The sequence below is a fragment of the Bacteroides sp. M10 genome, from assembly GCF_014334015.1.
Classification (GTDB): Bacteria; Bacteroidota; Bacteroidia; order Bacteroidales; family Bacteroidaceae; genus Bacteroides; species Bacteroides intestinigallinarum.
In genome coordinates, this window is sequence record NZ_CP060488.1 from 6,291,456 (window position 1) to 6,309,163 (window position 17,708).

Here is a 17,708-nt window from a genome sequence, read left to right on the forward strand (position 1 = left end):
GCTATAAATCACTCGATTATTCGCAATCTTATCCCTTGAAAAAAAGTAAAAATGGTCCCCTATATTTACGCGGGAACCATTAACAAACGTATAAAGGGTAATACAAACACTTAATTGATGTTATAAAACATCTCTTTTTATTTGGATTATTTGCAAAGTTGACAGAAGTCCGTATCTTTGCAATGTGTTTTTCATAGTATTAGATTTAAGGTTAACAAAGGTTGGAGCAAGGCGTTGCTCCTTTTTTTATGCCTGTACGTTTCGTATCTCATTTAATTTTCTTCCCATTCTTTCTCCAGTTTGCCGTCAATGTCATAGCGTTTCCAACGACCGACGCGATGTCCGTTTTTGTATTCTCCACATTCGCGCAGCTTATCGTTCTTCACATAACGGGCCTCATAAGAACCATTCGGACGTCCGTTCACATACGTAGTTATCTCCCAATAGTCGAACCGGTTACTTACTACTAACTGGCGCTCTTTTCCGTTCAATCTGCCTTGCTGGTAGGTTGCTTCGTATTTCAATTCACCATTCGCCGGGTTGTACTCTCGATATAATCCGTCCTTGCGGTCATTCTTCATGTAATATTCTTTTTCCCGGGTTCCCTTAGTAGGGCTGAACAAGACTTGCAATCCGTCTTCTTTTCCATTCTGATAAGTTTCAATCGTAAGCGTGTCACCAGTTTCGGCGAATTTCATCCATGCTCCTTCTTTCTGCCCATTCTTGTAGCTACCCAGTACGTAAGGCGCTCCAAAGGTAAACATAGAGGAAAATTTACCCTCTTTCAATCCGTCTTCATTATAATAAATCGTTTCGTAGAGTTCGTGAGTACCTTTCATGAAAGTATATTGCTTGCCTATCTGACGACCATCTTTGTAGTTATGATCCATCCGCAAGGTTCCATCGGATTCGTAGGACAAATGTTTGCCATGCTCTTTCCCCATCCGGTAACCTTTCTCCGTCTCCACCTTTCCGGTAGTAAAATAGGTCTTGCTCGTACCGTCCAGTTTACCTTCTTTATATGACTTCTCTTCTTTCAATTTACCATCAAACTTAGAGTAAATCTTGAACAGCCCCTGTTTCCGTCCCTCCTTGTAAGTGCCCTCCGTGATGAGAATATTATCCAGATATTCTTTATAGCTGCCATCGTAAAAGCCATCTTTGAAAGAAGCCAACAGATAGGCAGAGTGGTAACCGTCTATGATGCAGTGTTCATCGTTCAGTGGATTTTCCGTTGTCAGGTCACGGTACAAAAGTCTGCCATCGCCTACGTTAACGACAGATACCTGGTCAATTTTATACTCTTTTTGTGCAAATAAAGGAAGGGTCATGCATAGAAGTAAAAGTACATTCCAGCTTCTTGAGCGGAGTAAAATAGAAACATGTTTCATAAAGTGACATTCTCTTTTTAGTTATTATTTGTGTGAATCGCACAAAGGTATACAATTAGCACAAAAATCCAACAATAAAGGGGAAGAAATGAAAAAGGTATACCCCATACTATGAGATATACCTTTACTCCTTTGTATTTATAGAAAAATTACATCAGTCTATCTTTCAAAACCTGCGGAAGTTCGGGCATCGCACCGCTCTGTGTGCAAACATAAGCAGAAACCTCGACAGCCAGTTTATGCGCTTCGGGCACCGGTTTTCCATTGAGAATGGAAGCACAGAAAGCAGCCGTAAAAGAATCGCCTGCGCCCACTGTGTCGGCAACCGGTACTTTGGGCGTCTCCTGGAAAGAGACAACGCCCGGAGTGAACACATAGCTGCCATTGATGCCGCAAGTGAGAATCAACATCTTCAGGTTGTATTTTGCCAACAAAATCCAGCATTTATCCTGCAAGTCGATGCCGGGATAACCAAACATACGGCTGATAGTCACCAGTTCTTCGTCGTTTATCTTCAGGACGTTGCAGCGGTGGAACGATTCACGCAGTACCTCTTTAGAGTAGAAATCCTGGCGGAGATTGATATCAAATATCTTGAGCTGTCCATCTATATCGGGCATCGTATCCAGAAAGCGGTTGATAGTGGCACGGCTCACTTCATTACGTTGAGCCAGCGAACCGAAGCAAACAGCACGTGTGCTCAAGGCCAGACGTTTCAGCTCATCCGTAAAGGGAATGTTGTCCCACGCCACGCCCTCTTTGATTTCGTAACAAGGCACGCCCTCGTCATCGAGCGTCACCTGCACCGTACCGGTAGGATAATCTACTTGTTCGATCTGCATCTTCAACTTCTTCTCGTTGAATACTTTCAGAATTTCTTCTCCCAGTTCATCCCTGCCTACGGCACTCACTACACGACTGTCAAAACCAAACTGTGATACATGATAAGCAAAGTTTGCCGGAGCACCACCGATTTTCTTTCCTTCGGGCAACACATCCCAAAGTGCTTCGCCCATTCCTACAATTATATTATTCATGATATACGGGTTTTATTGTTTCCAAAGTTATAAAATTATTTTCTGATACGGAACGTATAATACAAGAGATAAAGCACGCCCACCGTCATTACGGCGATAGCACCATTCTGTCCCATGGAAGTATCCGAAGCCACTCCCATTGCCAACGGAAACACCGTCCCGCCGAAAAGTCCCATAATCATCAAGCCGGAAACTTCGTTTTTCTTACCCGGCAGATAAAGCAATGCCTGCGAGAAGATAACGGAAAATACATTGGAGTTGCCGAAACCAATCAAGGCTATGCAAGCATAGATAATTGCCTTTTCATGGAAGATAAACAAACCGATCATGGCAATCAACATCATCACCACACTAATGCCGAAGAAAGATTTCGGAGACATCTTACGCAAAATGAAAGAACCCAGAAAACAGCCCGCCGTACGGAAAATAAAATAAAGACTGGTTGCAAAAGCAGCATCATCCAATCCCATGCCGATGCGCTCCATCAGAATCTTCGGGGCGGTAGTGTTCGTACCTACATCAATGCCGACATGACACATGATACCAATGAAACAAAGCAGGATAAACGGTTTACCAAGCAGGGCGATGCATTGTCCGAAAGTAGACGGTTTGCCATCTTCTTTTTCCTCTTCAATCTGTGTGACATTGAGCAGAAGAATAGCGATGACAGCTACAATCATATAAATAGGGAACAGGATGCGCCAGCCTAAATCGAAAGTCGGAATGGCCTGTGTCGCTCCCCACATGGCGATATAAGGTGCCAGGAAAGAAGCAATGGCTTTCACAAACTGACCGAAAGTCAGACTACTTGCCAGGCGGTCGCCACGCACGATATTGGAAAGTAACGGATTCAGAGAAGTCTGCATCAACGCATTTCCAATGCCTAGGAGGGAGAAGGAAATCAGCATCAGCATATAGCTGTCGCCGAAAACGGGTAGCAACAGAGAAGCGAAAGTCACAATCAAACTAAGCAATACGGTTTTCTTCTGACCAATGCGGCTCATCAGCATGCCGGTGGGTACGGAGAAAATCAGGAACCAGAAGAATACCAGTGACGGAAAGATATTCGCCTGTGAGTCCGACAGACCAAGGTCTGCCTTTACGTAATTGGAGGCAATGCCTACCAGGTCAACGAATCCCATGGCGAAGAAGCAAAGCATCACCGGGATTAGTTTGGAGAGGGAAGAGTTTTTACTGTTTTCCATTATTTTATCTTTTATATGATGAATTCTGTTTCCATAGGGCGGAGCACATAACCCTACGGCAAAGAAACGAGGAAAGAGCGCATAGAGTAAGGAGAATGAGCTTATTTCTTCAACTTGTAGATCACAAACGAATCTACTTTATACGCTCCTCCTTTACTGTAAAAGTCGATATGAGTGTAAGGTTCCGACGGGAATACCTGATTAGTCATCACAAAACGTCCGCCATCACCAAAGGCTTCCACACTGGATTTGTCGACAAACAGACGGAGTTTCAATTCGTCTTTTCCACTTTCAATGGTCGTCCAAGTCAACATTGGGAAGTTCTCATTGAAACCCACCTCTCCGCTCTTGCGGCGGTCCATCGAGAATTTCTTTTCTTTCATGTCATATTGCATATCCACTTCTTCGCCTTTGTCATTGTAGAGACGGAAGCCGATTACATCTGCATGTTGATTTTCGATAGTCAGTTCTATTTCGTATGCACCCTCATTGCCGGCAATCATGTCCTTGATGGTACGCGTTCCGTTCACTTTGAACGAGCGTTTCTTGGAGATGTCACGCAGTTTCAGCAGTTCGGGAGAGGGAGCAGACTGAAGATAAGTTTCGCCATCTACGGTGAACAGGCTCAAATCGCGAGGAACAGAGTTCGGGCTACGGTATTGAGAGGTAGGAACATCGTTTGCATATTGCCAGTTGCTCATCCATGCGATAGCGATGCGACGGTTGTCGGGAGCATCACTCCAAGTTACAGTGGCGTAATGGTCTTTTCCCCAGTCCATCCATTTGGTTTTGGAGGGTGATTCATTTACAAATTCTTTTCCGTTGAACGTTCCGACAAAGTATTGAGTGGCACTTCCTCCGAAAGGACCTCCGGGATTCAAATTACAAAGCAATACCCATTTCTTTTCGTTCGTGCCGTCTACTGGAAGTTCAAATAAATCAGGACATTCCCAAACACCGCCATGTGCACCTTGTCCTTCACCGAAACTACTTTCAAAGGCCCAGTCTTTCAGATTGGAGGAAGAGAAAATTTGCATTTCCTGTCCTACTGCCAACAACATAATCCAACGTTGAGTCTCTTTATGCCAGAATACTTTCGGATCGCGAAAATCACGGGCATCAGACGTCAATACCGGATTATTTTCATATTTTGTAAAAGAACGTCCATTATCTGTGCTATACGCAATACTTTGTACTTGTCGGTCACTATTCTGCGTATAAATTGCAACAATAGCACCCGCACCGAATCCGGCAGTATTATCAGTATCTACTACGGCCGAACCGCTGAAAATTGTACCAAGCGCATCAGGGGTAATAGCATCGGGACGATGTTCCCAATTTATCAGGTCTTTACTAATTGCATGTCCCCAATGCATATTGCCCCATTTGGAGCCATAAGGGTTGTGCTGGTAGAAAAGGTGATATTCACCATCCTTATATACCATCCCATTGGGATCGTTCATCCATCCATAAAGAGGTGAGAAGTGATAAGTAGGACGGAACTTTTCACGATTGCCCGTATCGAACGTGTCGGACAATTTCATTTCTTTGCAGCAAACAGCGGAAAGTTTACCCCGTATCGGATCATTCGAACCTAATTTAAATTTCAATAATATGTTTTTACCTGCATAGTCCGAAAGATCCAATGGAACAAAATAGTCCACTCTGTTCACTGCCAGGCGAACATCCGCAACGTTCACCTCTTTATTATTAACGATCATGCTGACACGTACATCAGGCATAACCTCCTCTACGGGTAAAAGCAAATAGCGTTGATTTGTATTTATATGTACCAGGCAATGTCCTTCACCCAAATCTTTTATTAATAAAGAAGAAGTATCGGCTGAAGCATCCGAAAATGAGAAAATCATCATAACCAGAATTGTCAAAAAGGTCTGTACTTGTTTAAACGAGAATAATACATTCATGTCAGATGGTATTAGAGTTAATTATTAATATTCATTGTCTTCTATTTGTTACCATGCAAAGATAGGCGTAACGGATAGTTACACCTATCACTTTTGTTTCAGAAGATAGAAAAAATGTTACCTATCTATTTCTTAGCGCTTAGATAATGCAATATATTCTTCGTCATGAGCACAATATTATCTTGATAAACGTTAAGATTACTATTCTGATTCCATTCATAAGCAGCGAGCCCAAGGGCTATACATGTACCTTGATATTCCGCTGTCGAAGCAAATTCCACCATTCCGGCACAACAATAATCCGTCACGTGTCCCCACGTTGCTAAAACGGTAGCATTGTTTTCTTCTTCAAATGCCTTTACTATATTCCCTGCATTGGGATAAAGACCGGGGAAACCATAAGAATTCAAGTCCCACATACAATTATGGTCTTCACGTCGTCCGGGACCGATCAGCGGGAACGTTTCATGAGAGAATTGGTCGGAAGTAACCATACCGGCAAACACTGGATGACTCCGATGATCATACTCCATTCCGATGTTGGCATTAATCGTCCAAACGTCCGCGCCATCTCCTCCTTCACCATCTGCAAATATCCCTGGAGCCCGTTCGGTACGCCCCAATGGTACAACCAACTGAGTCGCATGATTACTCAAGAACAGATTCCCTCCATTCTTATAATACGTAGTCAAGGCAGCGATCGCATCAGTAGACAAAGGTAACTTATCCCATCCGGCTCCAATGCCTACACGGTCTATATGCACCCAAATAACATCGTAAACAGAAAGATCTTCACTAGTCAACATGGCAGGAGTGACAACTTTACCATTCACAAACTGTTTCTTGAACCATGCATAAGAGGCTTTTTCATCATCATCTTCTATCTCTTCGGGACTATTATACGTTATCACATAAGCTGCATTTGTCAAATCAAGCCCGGACGGTTTCACCTTAATATTTTCTTCCGTTACTCCGCAATCTATCACTTCGGATAATTCGCTGATATAAAATACTTGATTGCTGTTTTTATCTTCTATCGTACAATCTGCAAAACGATTATTTTCTCCTTCCGCAGCATTCACTGTAGTGGGATTTTCTATAACTTCACTCCAAGATACATTTATGGTGTTCGACGTGAAATGATTGTATTCACCTTTCACATGAATTACCCCATAGTCGGCTTCTTTGCCATTGAGTTGATTATCGCTCTGGTTTACCGTGAACAAGTTATCACTTAACAAGTTGTTTTGCCCGCTTAATTCAAAGAAAGTCATTTTGTTTCCGGTAAATTCATTATCCGAAATATTCACTCGGCTACAGCCAGTAAAGTTGGCACACCAATCGTCATTCGCCGTTAGTTTGTTGTGAGAGAAAATCAGATTGCTTTCTCCCGAAATACGTGCAGCCACACCGCCTTGCGATGAACCGAAAGCAGAATTGGTCACCATATTTTGTATGCCACCATTCATTTCAATGCCATTCACAACATCGGTTGCATCTATCCGGGCTAATGTAATGGCATCACATCCTTGGAGTTTAACGCCCTGATACATATTTTCCATCTTAATATTGAAGAAATGCAGGCGGTCATTGTCATGCTCTACATAGATTCCGGTTCCTTGGTGGTCGGCTTTCCCCACAAGGGTAAGTCCGCTTACCTCCACCCCGCTAATACGATTTTTACGTCCGCCTATATCGGCAACAGGAGCCACATGTAATGCATATTCGGCATTTCCAAGTATCAAACGACTGCCTTTAGCGTCAGCAACAGGAACAACCGTTTCATCATTCACACCTTTCAGTGTTACAAAATTGCGTGTAAGCTGAATGGGGCTATCCAGGCGAAAAGTTCCTTCGGGAATAAGTATCGTTCCTCCCTCGGGTGGGAGATCGGCTATAATAGCATTTATAAGATCTGCACAATCGGTAGATCCGTCAGTCGGAAGCCCGAATTGCGTTATATCTATTATCTTCTGACCTTTACATTCATCGCAAAGCGCATAAGTATCGTCATTACTGCAAGATGTGCCCAACATCAGGAACAATCCGCTTATCAAGAATTTATTTATTTTCATGGTGTTACTATATTAATAATGGTATAGGATGAGGAAATTATTCTATTATGCTCACCTTATCAGATGATACACAATTAGAGACTTCAGTTTCTGCGTTCACCAAGAATACCCGATAGCTCTCCAAATTATCTATAAAGCAGTTCTTGAACACGTTGCCTGTTCCTTGAGTGGCATTTACAGCTACAGCATCAGCATAAGCCCATTCACATGATAAACTGTTGGACGCAAACGTATTGTTGTCACCTTTTACATTGATTATACCAAAATCATCGCCATGGTCGAGCATTTGATTCTGAACTGCTCCTGTAAGCCAAAAGATGTTCTTATTTACCCGATTGTCATCGCCACTCAACACAAGAATACCATTATAGTAGCTTTTGAAATTATTACCTTCAATAACACTATTATTGCAATCATCAAGCACTAAATTTTCACGTCCATCAGGGTAGACCTGATTATTAAGGAATGACAGTTTGTTCACTCCCTGCGCTTTACAGGTTATGCCAGTGGGCTGTGCACCTAATTGACAATTCTTTATAATCATATTCTCACCACCAATCAGTTCGATACTATTAGGAAGTTCACATACCCAGCAGTTGACTATCTGCATATTTTTTGCCTGTTCTATCTTGATGCCGGTATGCAGATTTATGCCAATAATATTAGAAAGTATTCCATTATCGCTCGTGCCTGTAAAATGTATACCGATGTTCTTGGCTTCCGTCCCACCCGACACCATCAGATTCATAATCTTTAACCCCTTCACGTCTGTTTCTACTTTTATAGCTGCTTCGGCATTGCGGGCCACTAGTTTGCTTCCACCACCAGGTCCCAGCAGATCGTTGATTCCATTCACGTCAATATTGCTGCGCATACCGGGATTTAATCCCTTAATCGTCACATTGTGCTTATTAATTACAATGGGAGCATCAAGTACAAAATCACCTTCGGGAATAACCACCACTCCCCCTTCGGAAGGTAAGGAGGCAATTGCACTATTAATGGCTTTCGAACAATCTGTCTTTCCATCACCAATAGCTCCGAATGTGGTAACATCACCTTCGATTTCAGTATGAGTGCCATAACATAACAGGTTATCATCACCGTCGCAAGCTGTGAACAAGCACAGACAGAAAGTGCTAATTAAATATCTCTTTAGTTTCATCATATCTATATTTAAGGAATTCATATTAGTTAAACTTACCATATCCAGGGTTCTGCACATAATTACCTTCAGAGAAATTATATTGCGCATTGGGGATAGGCAAATATTCATCTCTGCCACGGACGAATCGAGCACCACGATAATAAACGCGTTTGTTTTGCTCCACACCAATGTAACTGTTCATAGTTTCCGCAGCAACACCCCAACGTACCAGGTCGAAGAAACGGTCTCCTTCCATAGCAAACTCCATGCGACGTTCCCAACGTAGTGCTTTGCGGGCTAATTCTTGATTCCAGCCTTCAGAAGGGTATTCACCAATCAGGTAATTAGCTGCATTCAGTTCTGAATCCTTAAAGTCTTTTACATAAGGACTATTCTTGGCACGCAGACGAATACGGTTAATGATTTTGCGGGCTTCCTCCAGTCCGGCAGCTTCACCTATTTCTATCAGCGCTTCAGCCTTCCACAACAACACGTCGGCATAACGGATAATCTGCCAATTGAGATGGGAAGCCCCCCAAGGCCAACCTTGGAACATCTCGTCACTCTCCGGAGAAATATAGAAGCGTTTGGTACAGTTGAAACCATATTCGCCACTGTTACGCACCCAATTTGCTTTACAAGGCTCGGCAGTATACGTTTTCCAAGTAATACCCGGACGACCGGTTACGAAATCCAAACGAGGATCTACAGTTGCGTCAACATTAGTGAGTTCACTTCCTTCATATATTCCATAGTCATCGGTGTTGAAGGTATCAAACAAAGGCAATCCATAGGTATCTGTCTTATAAGCATTGATTAAGTTTTGGCTGGGTAAGAAAAATCCGTCACCACCATAAGGACCTTTAGGGGCATTGAGCAGATTACTCCAGTTTATGTTTCCGGCACCATCGGTTTCATCATCCATCGAATATTGTACGGCAAACACAGACTCTACCCCATTCTCATATTCCAATTGATCGAGTTTCTGAAAATCATTCAAAAGATCATACGTCTTTCCTTGTGCACCCACCTTGTCGCAAAGAGTCACCACTTCAGCCAGCAACTGCTTGTCAATAGCAACCACTTGGTTATTGTCATCTTGTTGATAGGCCTGATAGAGTATGGCTTTAGCGGCATAGGCATAGGCTATGTTCTTTGTGATACGACCTACTTGAGATTGAGTATCAGGCAAATCGTCGGCAGCATCAAGAAATTCCTGTGCTATTTTGCCCAAAAGTTCTTCACGGGTATACTGGTTGTTGGGGATGTACTTATAGTCATCATTTTCCACATTTTCATCAAAATAAGGCACTTGCTTGAAAAGGCGAACCAGTTCGAAGAAGAAGTGTGCACGAATCACCTTCATTTCGGCTTTACGACTTTTAAGTATCGACAAAGAGTTCTCGTCAAGCGTGTTCATTACTCTTAATGCGCTGTTACAGCGTTGTAAACAGCAATAGAGTTGAAACCATTTTTCGTCGGCATTACTCCATGTAGCATCTATTTTAAAGGTTTCAAGCAGCGTGCAAAAGTCACCATCATTTACACCGCCACCGCCTTTGTAAGCATTGTCCGAACGTACTTCGCCATACGTCCAATTCGTCATTGGTACCCAATGCATCTCACGATTGGGACCTTTCAATCCGGCGTAAGCCGAAGTAACCAAAAGTTCTACACCGTCGGCCGATGACAACAAATCGTCATTGAGTGTACCCTGTGGTTTAATATCAAGAAAACGGCTCTCATTGCAACTTGCCAATAGTGCCATAACACCTGCTGCAAAGATATATTTCAATTTCATAATGTTCTGTATTTAGGATAAAAATTAAAAACCAAGTGATAGACCGAATGTATAAGTGCGAGGCTGAGGATATGGATAGCCCAGTCCTTCAGGGTCGGCACCCGTATAATTAGTCAGTGTGAAAACATTCTGTGCTTGCAGATACACACGCAAATTGGAAAGACGTGCTTTCTTAATCCACTTATCCGGGAAAGTGTAGCCCAGCGTTAAAGTTTTCAGTTTCACGTATGAACCATCTTCGATAAAGAAAGTAGAGCTGCGTGTTTCTACATTATTATCCACCACAGTCAGTGCAGGGATATCACAATTATAAACTCCGGTTTGCTCATAATCATTCCAAGCATGCATTGCATCCATCAGACGTACAGAGTGATTACCTGTCCAGCCTTGGAATAGGTCGGTATAAAACTTAGAGTTATTCCATGCATCGCGAATCATACCATTGAAGAATGCAGAAAGATCAAATCCTTTGTAAGATGCACCGATATTTAAACCACCGATAAATTTAGGTTGATCGCTACCTTGCCAATCCATATCGGCAGTATTGATGACGTTGTCACCGTTAAGGTCTTTGTAGCGAATACGTCCCACACCGGGAGCTCCAATCTGTACATCATATTTGCTTAGATATTCATATACCTCTTGCTTTGTTTTGAATACACCATCGGCTTTATATGACATCCATGAGCCATAAGGTTGTCCCACAATGGTTTTGTCCACACCGTTACCACCTCCCCAAGTATATTTGATAACATCCGGCAGTTCGGTAATTTCATTCTTATAATAAGAGATGTTGAACGAAATATCATACTTGAAATCCTTTATTTCATCTCGCCAAGTAAAGGTTGCTTCCACCCCGCTGTTATCCATACTGGCAGCATTATACCATTTATATCCACCTTCGCCAATCACACCTATATAAGGTTTTTGAATTAACATACCAGTGGTCTTCTTCTGAAAATAGTCCAAAGTCAAGCCCAAACGGTTATCGAAGAAAGCGGCATCAATACCAAAGTTCAGTTGCTTGGTCTCTTCCCACTTCAAGTCGTTGTTACCCGAACGATCTTTCTGTACACCGGGCACGACTGTTGCACCATCACCATTGAAGTTGTATGAACCATTGGACATGTTAGTGTAATAAAGGTTGTAAGTAGCATTGTTGTCAATCTGGTCATTACCATTAATTCCCCATGATGCACGTAATTTAAGGTCCGAAAGCCAGTTTTGCGTACGTTCCATAAATTTTTCGCGTGACATTCTCCAACCAGCTGATACAGAAGGGAAGATGGCTGAATTGTTCCCTTTACCAAAACGTGAAGAAGCATCACGACGCACTGTTCCTGATATGAGGTACTTATCATCGAACGCATAGTTCACCTTACCAAAGTAAGAAACCATAGCATAAGTAGAAGCATTGTTACCCACGCTTTTTCCTTCGGTCACGGTGTCCAGATAGCGATAGTCAAGGTCTTCTATCACCAATCCGCGACCATACCCCTGCAAATGCTCACCATTTTCTTTCTTAGCTTCGGTTCCTATCACAGCACTGATATTATTCTTCCCGAAATCTATGCTATAATTAGCCGTGTTCGACCATACCCATTGTACACTATTATCCTGTCGTACGGTCAGTTCATTTACATCTACCTTCCGATCGGCTTCGCTCCATTTTGGGACAAAGGTTGAGTTGAAACCGGTAGTATAATTCAAGCCAAATTGGCTCTTCAATACCAGATTTTTAATAGGCTCTACTTCCAAATAAACATTACCAAAGATACGCCAGCTTTTGTGACGATTATTGGCTTCGTTGTCCGTCAAGCGAATGGGATTCGGTTTATCTCCCAATATATCCACATAACCACCGGCGTACCCTCCGTTTTCATCGTACACAGGAATGGCCGGATGCTGCGCAATAACCAATTCTTCTATACCGGCAGGATTAAGATGTTCCAACCAATGGTTCACTGAGATGCTTTCCCCCACACGTACTTTACCATCCACAAAGCGGAAATTAGAAGCTAAACGCGAATTAAAGCGTTCGTAGTCTGTATTACGGCAAAGACCATCTTGATTCATATAGTTTAAGGTAAGAGCCACATTACCATCCTTAAATCCTTTAGAGAGGGAAAGGTTATAATTCTGCATCAAAGCCGTACCAAATATCTCCTTTGCCCAATCAGTATTGCCCGACTTTATCTTCACTCCATTCTGGTCGAAATAATATTCTTGCAGTTGGGCTTTTTCTCCATTTCCATAGACAACACTGTTTGGATAGGTTCCAAAAGTATTTTTATAGGCCTGCCAATAAACATCACCCCATTGATAAGCGTCAAGCATATCAATACCACCGGCAAAAGTCTGGGCAGTGAGCGACATATCAAAACTTACCTTTACATCGCCTTCCTTGGCACGTTTTGTGGTGATGATAATGACCCCGTTAGCAGCCTGAGCACCATAGATCGCGGCAGACGCTGCATCTTTCAACACCTGAATGGATTCGACATCATTGGAAGAGATGATAGAAGCTACATTGTCATGTGTCTGAACACCATCTATCACATAAAGAGGGGAAGAATTGTTAATGGTAGTAATACCACGTAATTTAGTATCCGTGTTTCCACCGCCGGGTTTACCATCAGTTGTCACGTTCATACCGGCTACACGCCCCTGCAAACCTGACATCACATTACCGGTAGGTATATCCGCTACCTCTTTCATCTTCACTACGGCTACCGAACCTGTCAGACTGGCTTTCTTTTCAGCCATATAACCTGTCACAACCACCTCATCAATCATCTTAGTATCTTCTTCCATCACTATCTTCAAGGAAGGTTTAGCGGCAATAATCACTTCCTTATATCCTATATAAGAAATAGCCAATGATGCATTTGCCGGTACACTAAGAGTAAAGTTTCCATCTAAATCGGTAATAGTTCCAGTTGATTTAGAATCATTTTGCACTACGGAAGCACCAATAATCGGTTGCCCATCAGTCTTTGAAGTAACGTTTCCCTTCACCGTTATGTTTTGTCCCCAAAGGACTGACATGAAAGTAAACAGGAAACAAACGCTGCAAAGAAGTTTTTTGTTCTTCATAATACTAAGCATTAGTTTGATGTTATTAAATTAAAAGTACGAATTTTATCTTTATCGATAATGCAAATTACGGTTGATTTACGTCAATCGACTAAAAAAAATGTTTCAAAGGCTGTAACATTTGTTGCATAGAACGCTATTTTATAAGGTTTTATACAGATTTCTTTTTAGTGCGACAATTATAGGACTTATATTCTGTTATAAGTATAGAAAATGCTACCTTTGTGTAGTAATATAAGCCCTACAAAAAGGACTTTTTTTCGATAAAAGATAACTAAAAACAAAATTCATGACTAAGCAACAAGCTTTAAAACTCTTCGAAGAAAAAAGGGTACGTACAGTATGGGATGATGAACAAGAGAAATGGTATTTTTCAATAGTAGATGTAGTAGCAATACTAACGGATAGTCCTAATCCCCGTAAATATTGGAGCGTACTAAAAACACGACTCAAAAAAGAAGGAAGTGAGTTGACTACAAATTGTAGTCAACTGAAAATGCAGGCTACTGATGGGAAAAAGTACCTTACCGACGTTGCCGATACCGAACAACTCCTCCGCCTTATTCAATCTATACCTTCTCCCAAGGCAGAACCTTTCAAACTATGGATGGCCAGAGTTGCCAGCGAACGTCTCAACCAAATACAAGACCCCGAATTATCCATCGATCAGGCTTTAATGGATTACAAACGGATGGGGTATTCTGACAACTGGATTAATCAACGTCTGAAATCAATAGAAATCCGCAAGGATTTAACTGATGAATGGAAAAAACACGGATTACAGGAGGGCGCTCAATTCGCTACACTCACGGATATTATTTACCAGACGTGGTCGGATATGACAGCAAAGGAGTATAAGCAGTTCAAAGGATTGAAAAAGGAAAATCTGCGGGACAATATGACTAACAAAGAGTTAATACTGAATATGCTTGCTGAACTTTCGACTAAAGAAATCTCCGAAGCCAATAATCCGGAAACGTTCAAAGAACATATAGATGTTGCCCATCAAGGTGGAGAAATAGCCTGCAATGCACGACTGGAACTTGAAACTAAAACGGGAAAGAAAGTAATCTCTCCCTTAAACGCAAAAAGTGGCATTCTCTTAAAAGACGAATCTAATGATAATCCAACAAATAAGTAAATACGATATGAAAACAATCTCCAACGAACAACTTACCATTCAAGTATCTCCGCACGGAGCTGAACTTTGCAGTATCTTCGCCAATGGAAAAGAATATCTGTGGCAAGCGGATCCTGCTTTTTGGAAACGTCACTCTCCTGTCCTATTCCCTATTGTCGGAAGCGTATGGGAAAATGAATATCGCAATGAAGGGATTCCTTATACACTTACCCAACATGGATTTGCCCGCGATATGGAATTTACGCTTGTTTCCGAAAAAGAAAATGAAGTATATTACCGTCTTATCAGTAGTGAAGAGACTTTGCAGAACTATCCGTTTCCATTCTGTCTGGAAATAGGTTATCGCATCCAAGGAAAGCAGATTGAGGTGATATGGAAAGTAAAGAATACCGGTGACAAAGAAATGCATTTTCAGATTGGGGCACATCCTGCTTTCTACTGGCCGGAGTTTGATGCGAACAGTTTAGAAAGAGGATTCTTCGAATTCGACAGGAAAGACGGTTTGAAGTATATTCTTATTTCTGAAAAGGGATGCGCTGATCCTTCTGTTGAGTATTCCTTAGAGTTGACAGACGGATTGTTACCATTGGATACTCATACGTTTGATAAAGATGCTTTGATCTTGGAAAATGAACAGGTTCGCAAAGTTACCATCTATAATAAGGAGAAACGGGCTTATTTAAGTTTACACTTTAATGCTCCGGTAGTCGGCCTTTGGTCGCCACCTGCAAAGAATGCTCCTTTTGTCTGCATCGAGCCTTGGTATGGACGCTGCGACCGCGCACATTATACTGGTGAATATAAAGATAAAGACTGGATGCAACACTTGCAACCAAGTGAGATATTCCAAGGAGGATACACGATTGAAATTAATGAGTAATCAACAAAAGTAGCTGCCAGATTTCACATCTGACAGCTACCAACACCTAATTCTAATCTACAAAAACCTAACTTATAAACCTAACCGATACACATTGAATGAATTGACATTAAACGTACCTCCCTTGCTATAAAAACACATACGGTTGTATGGTTCCGACGGAAAAATGAGATTAGTCATTGCTATCTTTCCTCCGTTCAGGAATATTTCTACAGAACATTTATCAACAAAAACATCCAAAGCATATTTATTTTCTTTCTTTATCGGTGCCCAGGTAGCTAATGCGAAATCATCAATATAATTGATAGAAGTCGTCTTTCTGCGGTCATGTGCTTCTATTTCATGAGGTACGCTGTTCTTTCCGAAATCTACGATACCGCTTTTCGTCCGATCCATTACCAGTTTCTTTTCCGGAAGATTGAAATAAATGTCCACCTTTTCACCTTTATCATTAAAGAGACTGAATCCCATAATCTCCGCTTCACCGGTAGTAATCTCCAATGCTAATTCATAAGCTCCGTCATTATCAGCCAATAAAGAATCAATATGATAATCATTGGTTATGGTGAAAGAAGGAATCTCCTTGTTTTCTTTCCGCAAAGTTTTCGTCTCCGCCACCGGAGCTGCCGAAAGATAGAGTTCGCCATCCTGTGTATAAAGCCCCAACTCACGCGGCAACGCATTGGCACTACGGAACTGTTTTGTCGGAACGATATTGCAATATTGCCAATTACTCATCCAAGGTACAGCAATCACACGATCACCGGTATTCGCGAAACAAACGGTGGCATAATGATCTTTGCCCCAATCCAACCATTTCGTGACATTTGGCTGATTGTCACAAATAAATTTCATTCCATCAAAGTCTCCTACAAAATATTGAGTTGCACTACCACCGAAATAGCACCCCGGATTTACATTCACTATCAACGCCCATTTCTTGCGGTTCGCATCTCCATTTACCGGAAGTTCCACCATGTCCGGACATTCAAACTGACAAGGTTGCATTCCATAGCCCTCACCGAAACTGCTCATATAATTCCAGTCTTTCAAATTCTTAGAATCATAGAAACGCATTTCTTTATCAGCAGAAACAATCATCACCCATTTATTCTCCGGTTCATATCGGAAAACTTTCGGGTCACGGAAATCTTTTAATCCATCCGAAGGACGCAGGACAGGATTATTTTCATATTTCGTAAAGGTGCGACCGTTGTCATTACTGTAGGCCAGACATTGAATCTGCCCATTCTTATCACTGGCAGAAGTGTAAAAAGCCAGGATAGAACCTTCTCCATAACCGGCTGTATTCTCTTGGTCGACAATAGAACTTCCGGAAAAGATATGTCCCAATGTATCGCGGGCAATGGCAGGAGCCAGATGCTCCCAATGCATCAGGTCTTTACTGATAGAATGTCCCCAATGCATATTTCCCCATTTGGAGCCATAAGGATTATATTGATAATATAAATGATATTCTCCATCTTTATACACCAATCCGTTAGCATCATTCATCCAGCCATAGAGGGGAGTATGGTGATAAACAGGACGAAACTTTTCCGTATTGGTTGTATCAAACGTATCGGATAACTTAATTTCTTTCCAGCAAAGTGCATCCTTTGATTTATTACGAATATGTACGGTAGCCGTTTTGACATCGGCAGGCAGAGCGAACGGAACAAAATAATCTACTTTATCCTGTGCCAGACGAATATCCATATCAGTATCGGCAGCATCTCCTGTGTTCAGGCAGACCTGACTTTCTTCGCTTTCTTCTTCTATCGGAAGTAGCAGATAATGGGTGGGATTTGTTATATGAATCACAGTCAGGCTATCACCTTTCTGTTCAAGGGCGAATGTACTTTTTGTTGTGTGGCAATAAGTTAGTCCATAAGAAACTGCCAGCGCAAATACTGCGCCTTTACATAGTTTTATCCAGGGGGTTGTTTTCATGGTAACAAAGTATTCCTAGTTTATACAAGCATTTAATTAAAAAGACACTGGCAA

The 17,708-nt window shown here is 41.9% G+C and carries 11 protein-coding genes; 2 read left to right on the forward strand and 9 right to left on the reverse strand.

The genetic code is table 11. The annotated features are described in order from the left end of the window. Positions 1-272: 272 nt before the first annotated feature. The 8 genes from H8796_RS23420 to H8796_RS23455 form a co-directional block, all read right to left on the reverse strand. A complete protein-coding gene (locus H8796_RS23420; RefSeq protein WP_117935891.1) occupies positions 273-1,391 on the reverse strand; it encodes a toxin-antitoxin system YwqK family antitoxin in 1,119 nt (372 codons plus the stop codon). Between the two features lie 149 nt (positions 1,392-1,540). Next, entirely contained in the window at positions 1,541-2,428 is an 888-nt protein-coding gene (locus H8796_RS23425) for a carbohydrate kinase (RefSeq protein WP_117935893.1), read from the reverse strand. A gap of 35 nt (positions 2,429-2,463) precedes the next feature. Next, the gene (locus H8796_RS23430) at positions 2,464-3,633 is read right to left on the reverse strand and encodes an MFS transporter (RefSeq protein WP_074637871.1); all 1,170 of its coding nucleotides are present in this window, start codon (positions 3,631-3,633) and stop codon (positions 2,464-2,466) included. 101 nt (positions 3,634-3,734) lie between these two features. Further along, a complete protein-coding gene (locus H8796_RS23435) occupies positions 3,735-5,561 on the reverse strand; it encodes a GH32 C-terminal domain-containing protein (protein WP_004311738.1) in 1,827 nt (608 codons plus the stop codon). 125 nt (positions 5,562-5,686) lie between these two features. Further along, complete coding sequence (locus tag H8796_RS23440) at positions 5,687-7,636, reverse strand: DUF4960 domain-containing protein (RefSeq protein ID WP_117935895.1); 1,950 nt, start codon at positions 7,634-7,636, stop codon at positions 5,687-5,689. Positions 7,637-7,673: 37 nt separating this feature from the next. Continuing rightward, a complete protein-coding gene (locus H8796_RS23445; RefSeq protein WP_117936013.1) occupies positions 7,674-8,804 on the reverse strand; it encodes a glycosyl hydrolase family 28-related protein in 1,131 nt (376 codons plus the stop codon). Positions 8,805-8,826: 22 nt separating this feature from the next. Further along, positions 8,827-10,584, reverse strand: a complete 1,758-nt coding sequence (locus H8796_RS23450; protein WP_117935897.1) for a RagB/SusD family nutrient uptake outer membrane protein — start codon at positions 10,582-10,584, stop codon at positions 8,827-8,829. A 24-nt stretch (positions 10,585-10,608) separates the two neighbouring features. After that, positions 10,609-13,692 carry a TonB-dependent receptor gene (locus H8796_RS23455; protein WP_117935899.1) on the reverse strand — a complete coding sequence of 1,028 codons (3,084 nt, stop codon included), beginning with the start codon at positions 13,690-13,692 and terminating at the stop codon, positions 10,609-10,611. Between the two features lie 277 nt (positions 13,693-13,969). Between H8796_RS23455 and H8796_RS23460 the strand changes: the two genes are divergently transcribed. After that, positions 13,970-14,821, forward strand: a complete 852-nt coding sequence (locus H8796_RS23460; protein WP_117935900.1) for a Bro-N domain-containing protein — start codon at positions 13,970-13,972, stop codon at positions 14,819-14,821. Between the two features lie 7 nt (positions 14,822-14,828). Next, entirely contained in the window at positions 14,829-15,701 is an 873-nt protein-coding gene (locus tag H8796_RS23465) for an aldose 1-epimerase family protein (RefSeq protein ID WP_117936015.1), read from the forward strand. A 72-nt stretch (positions 15,702-15,773) separates the two neighbouring features. Here H8796_RS23465 and H8796_RS23470 read toward each other — a convergent pair whose 3' ends face one another. Further along, complete coding sequence (locus tag H8796_RS23470) at positions 15,774-17,654, reverse strand: DUF4980 domain-containing protein (protein WP_117935902.1); 1,881 nt, start codon at positions 17,652-17,654, stop codon at positions 15,774-15,776. Positions 17,655-17,708 lie beyond the last annotated feature (54 nt).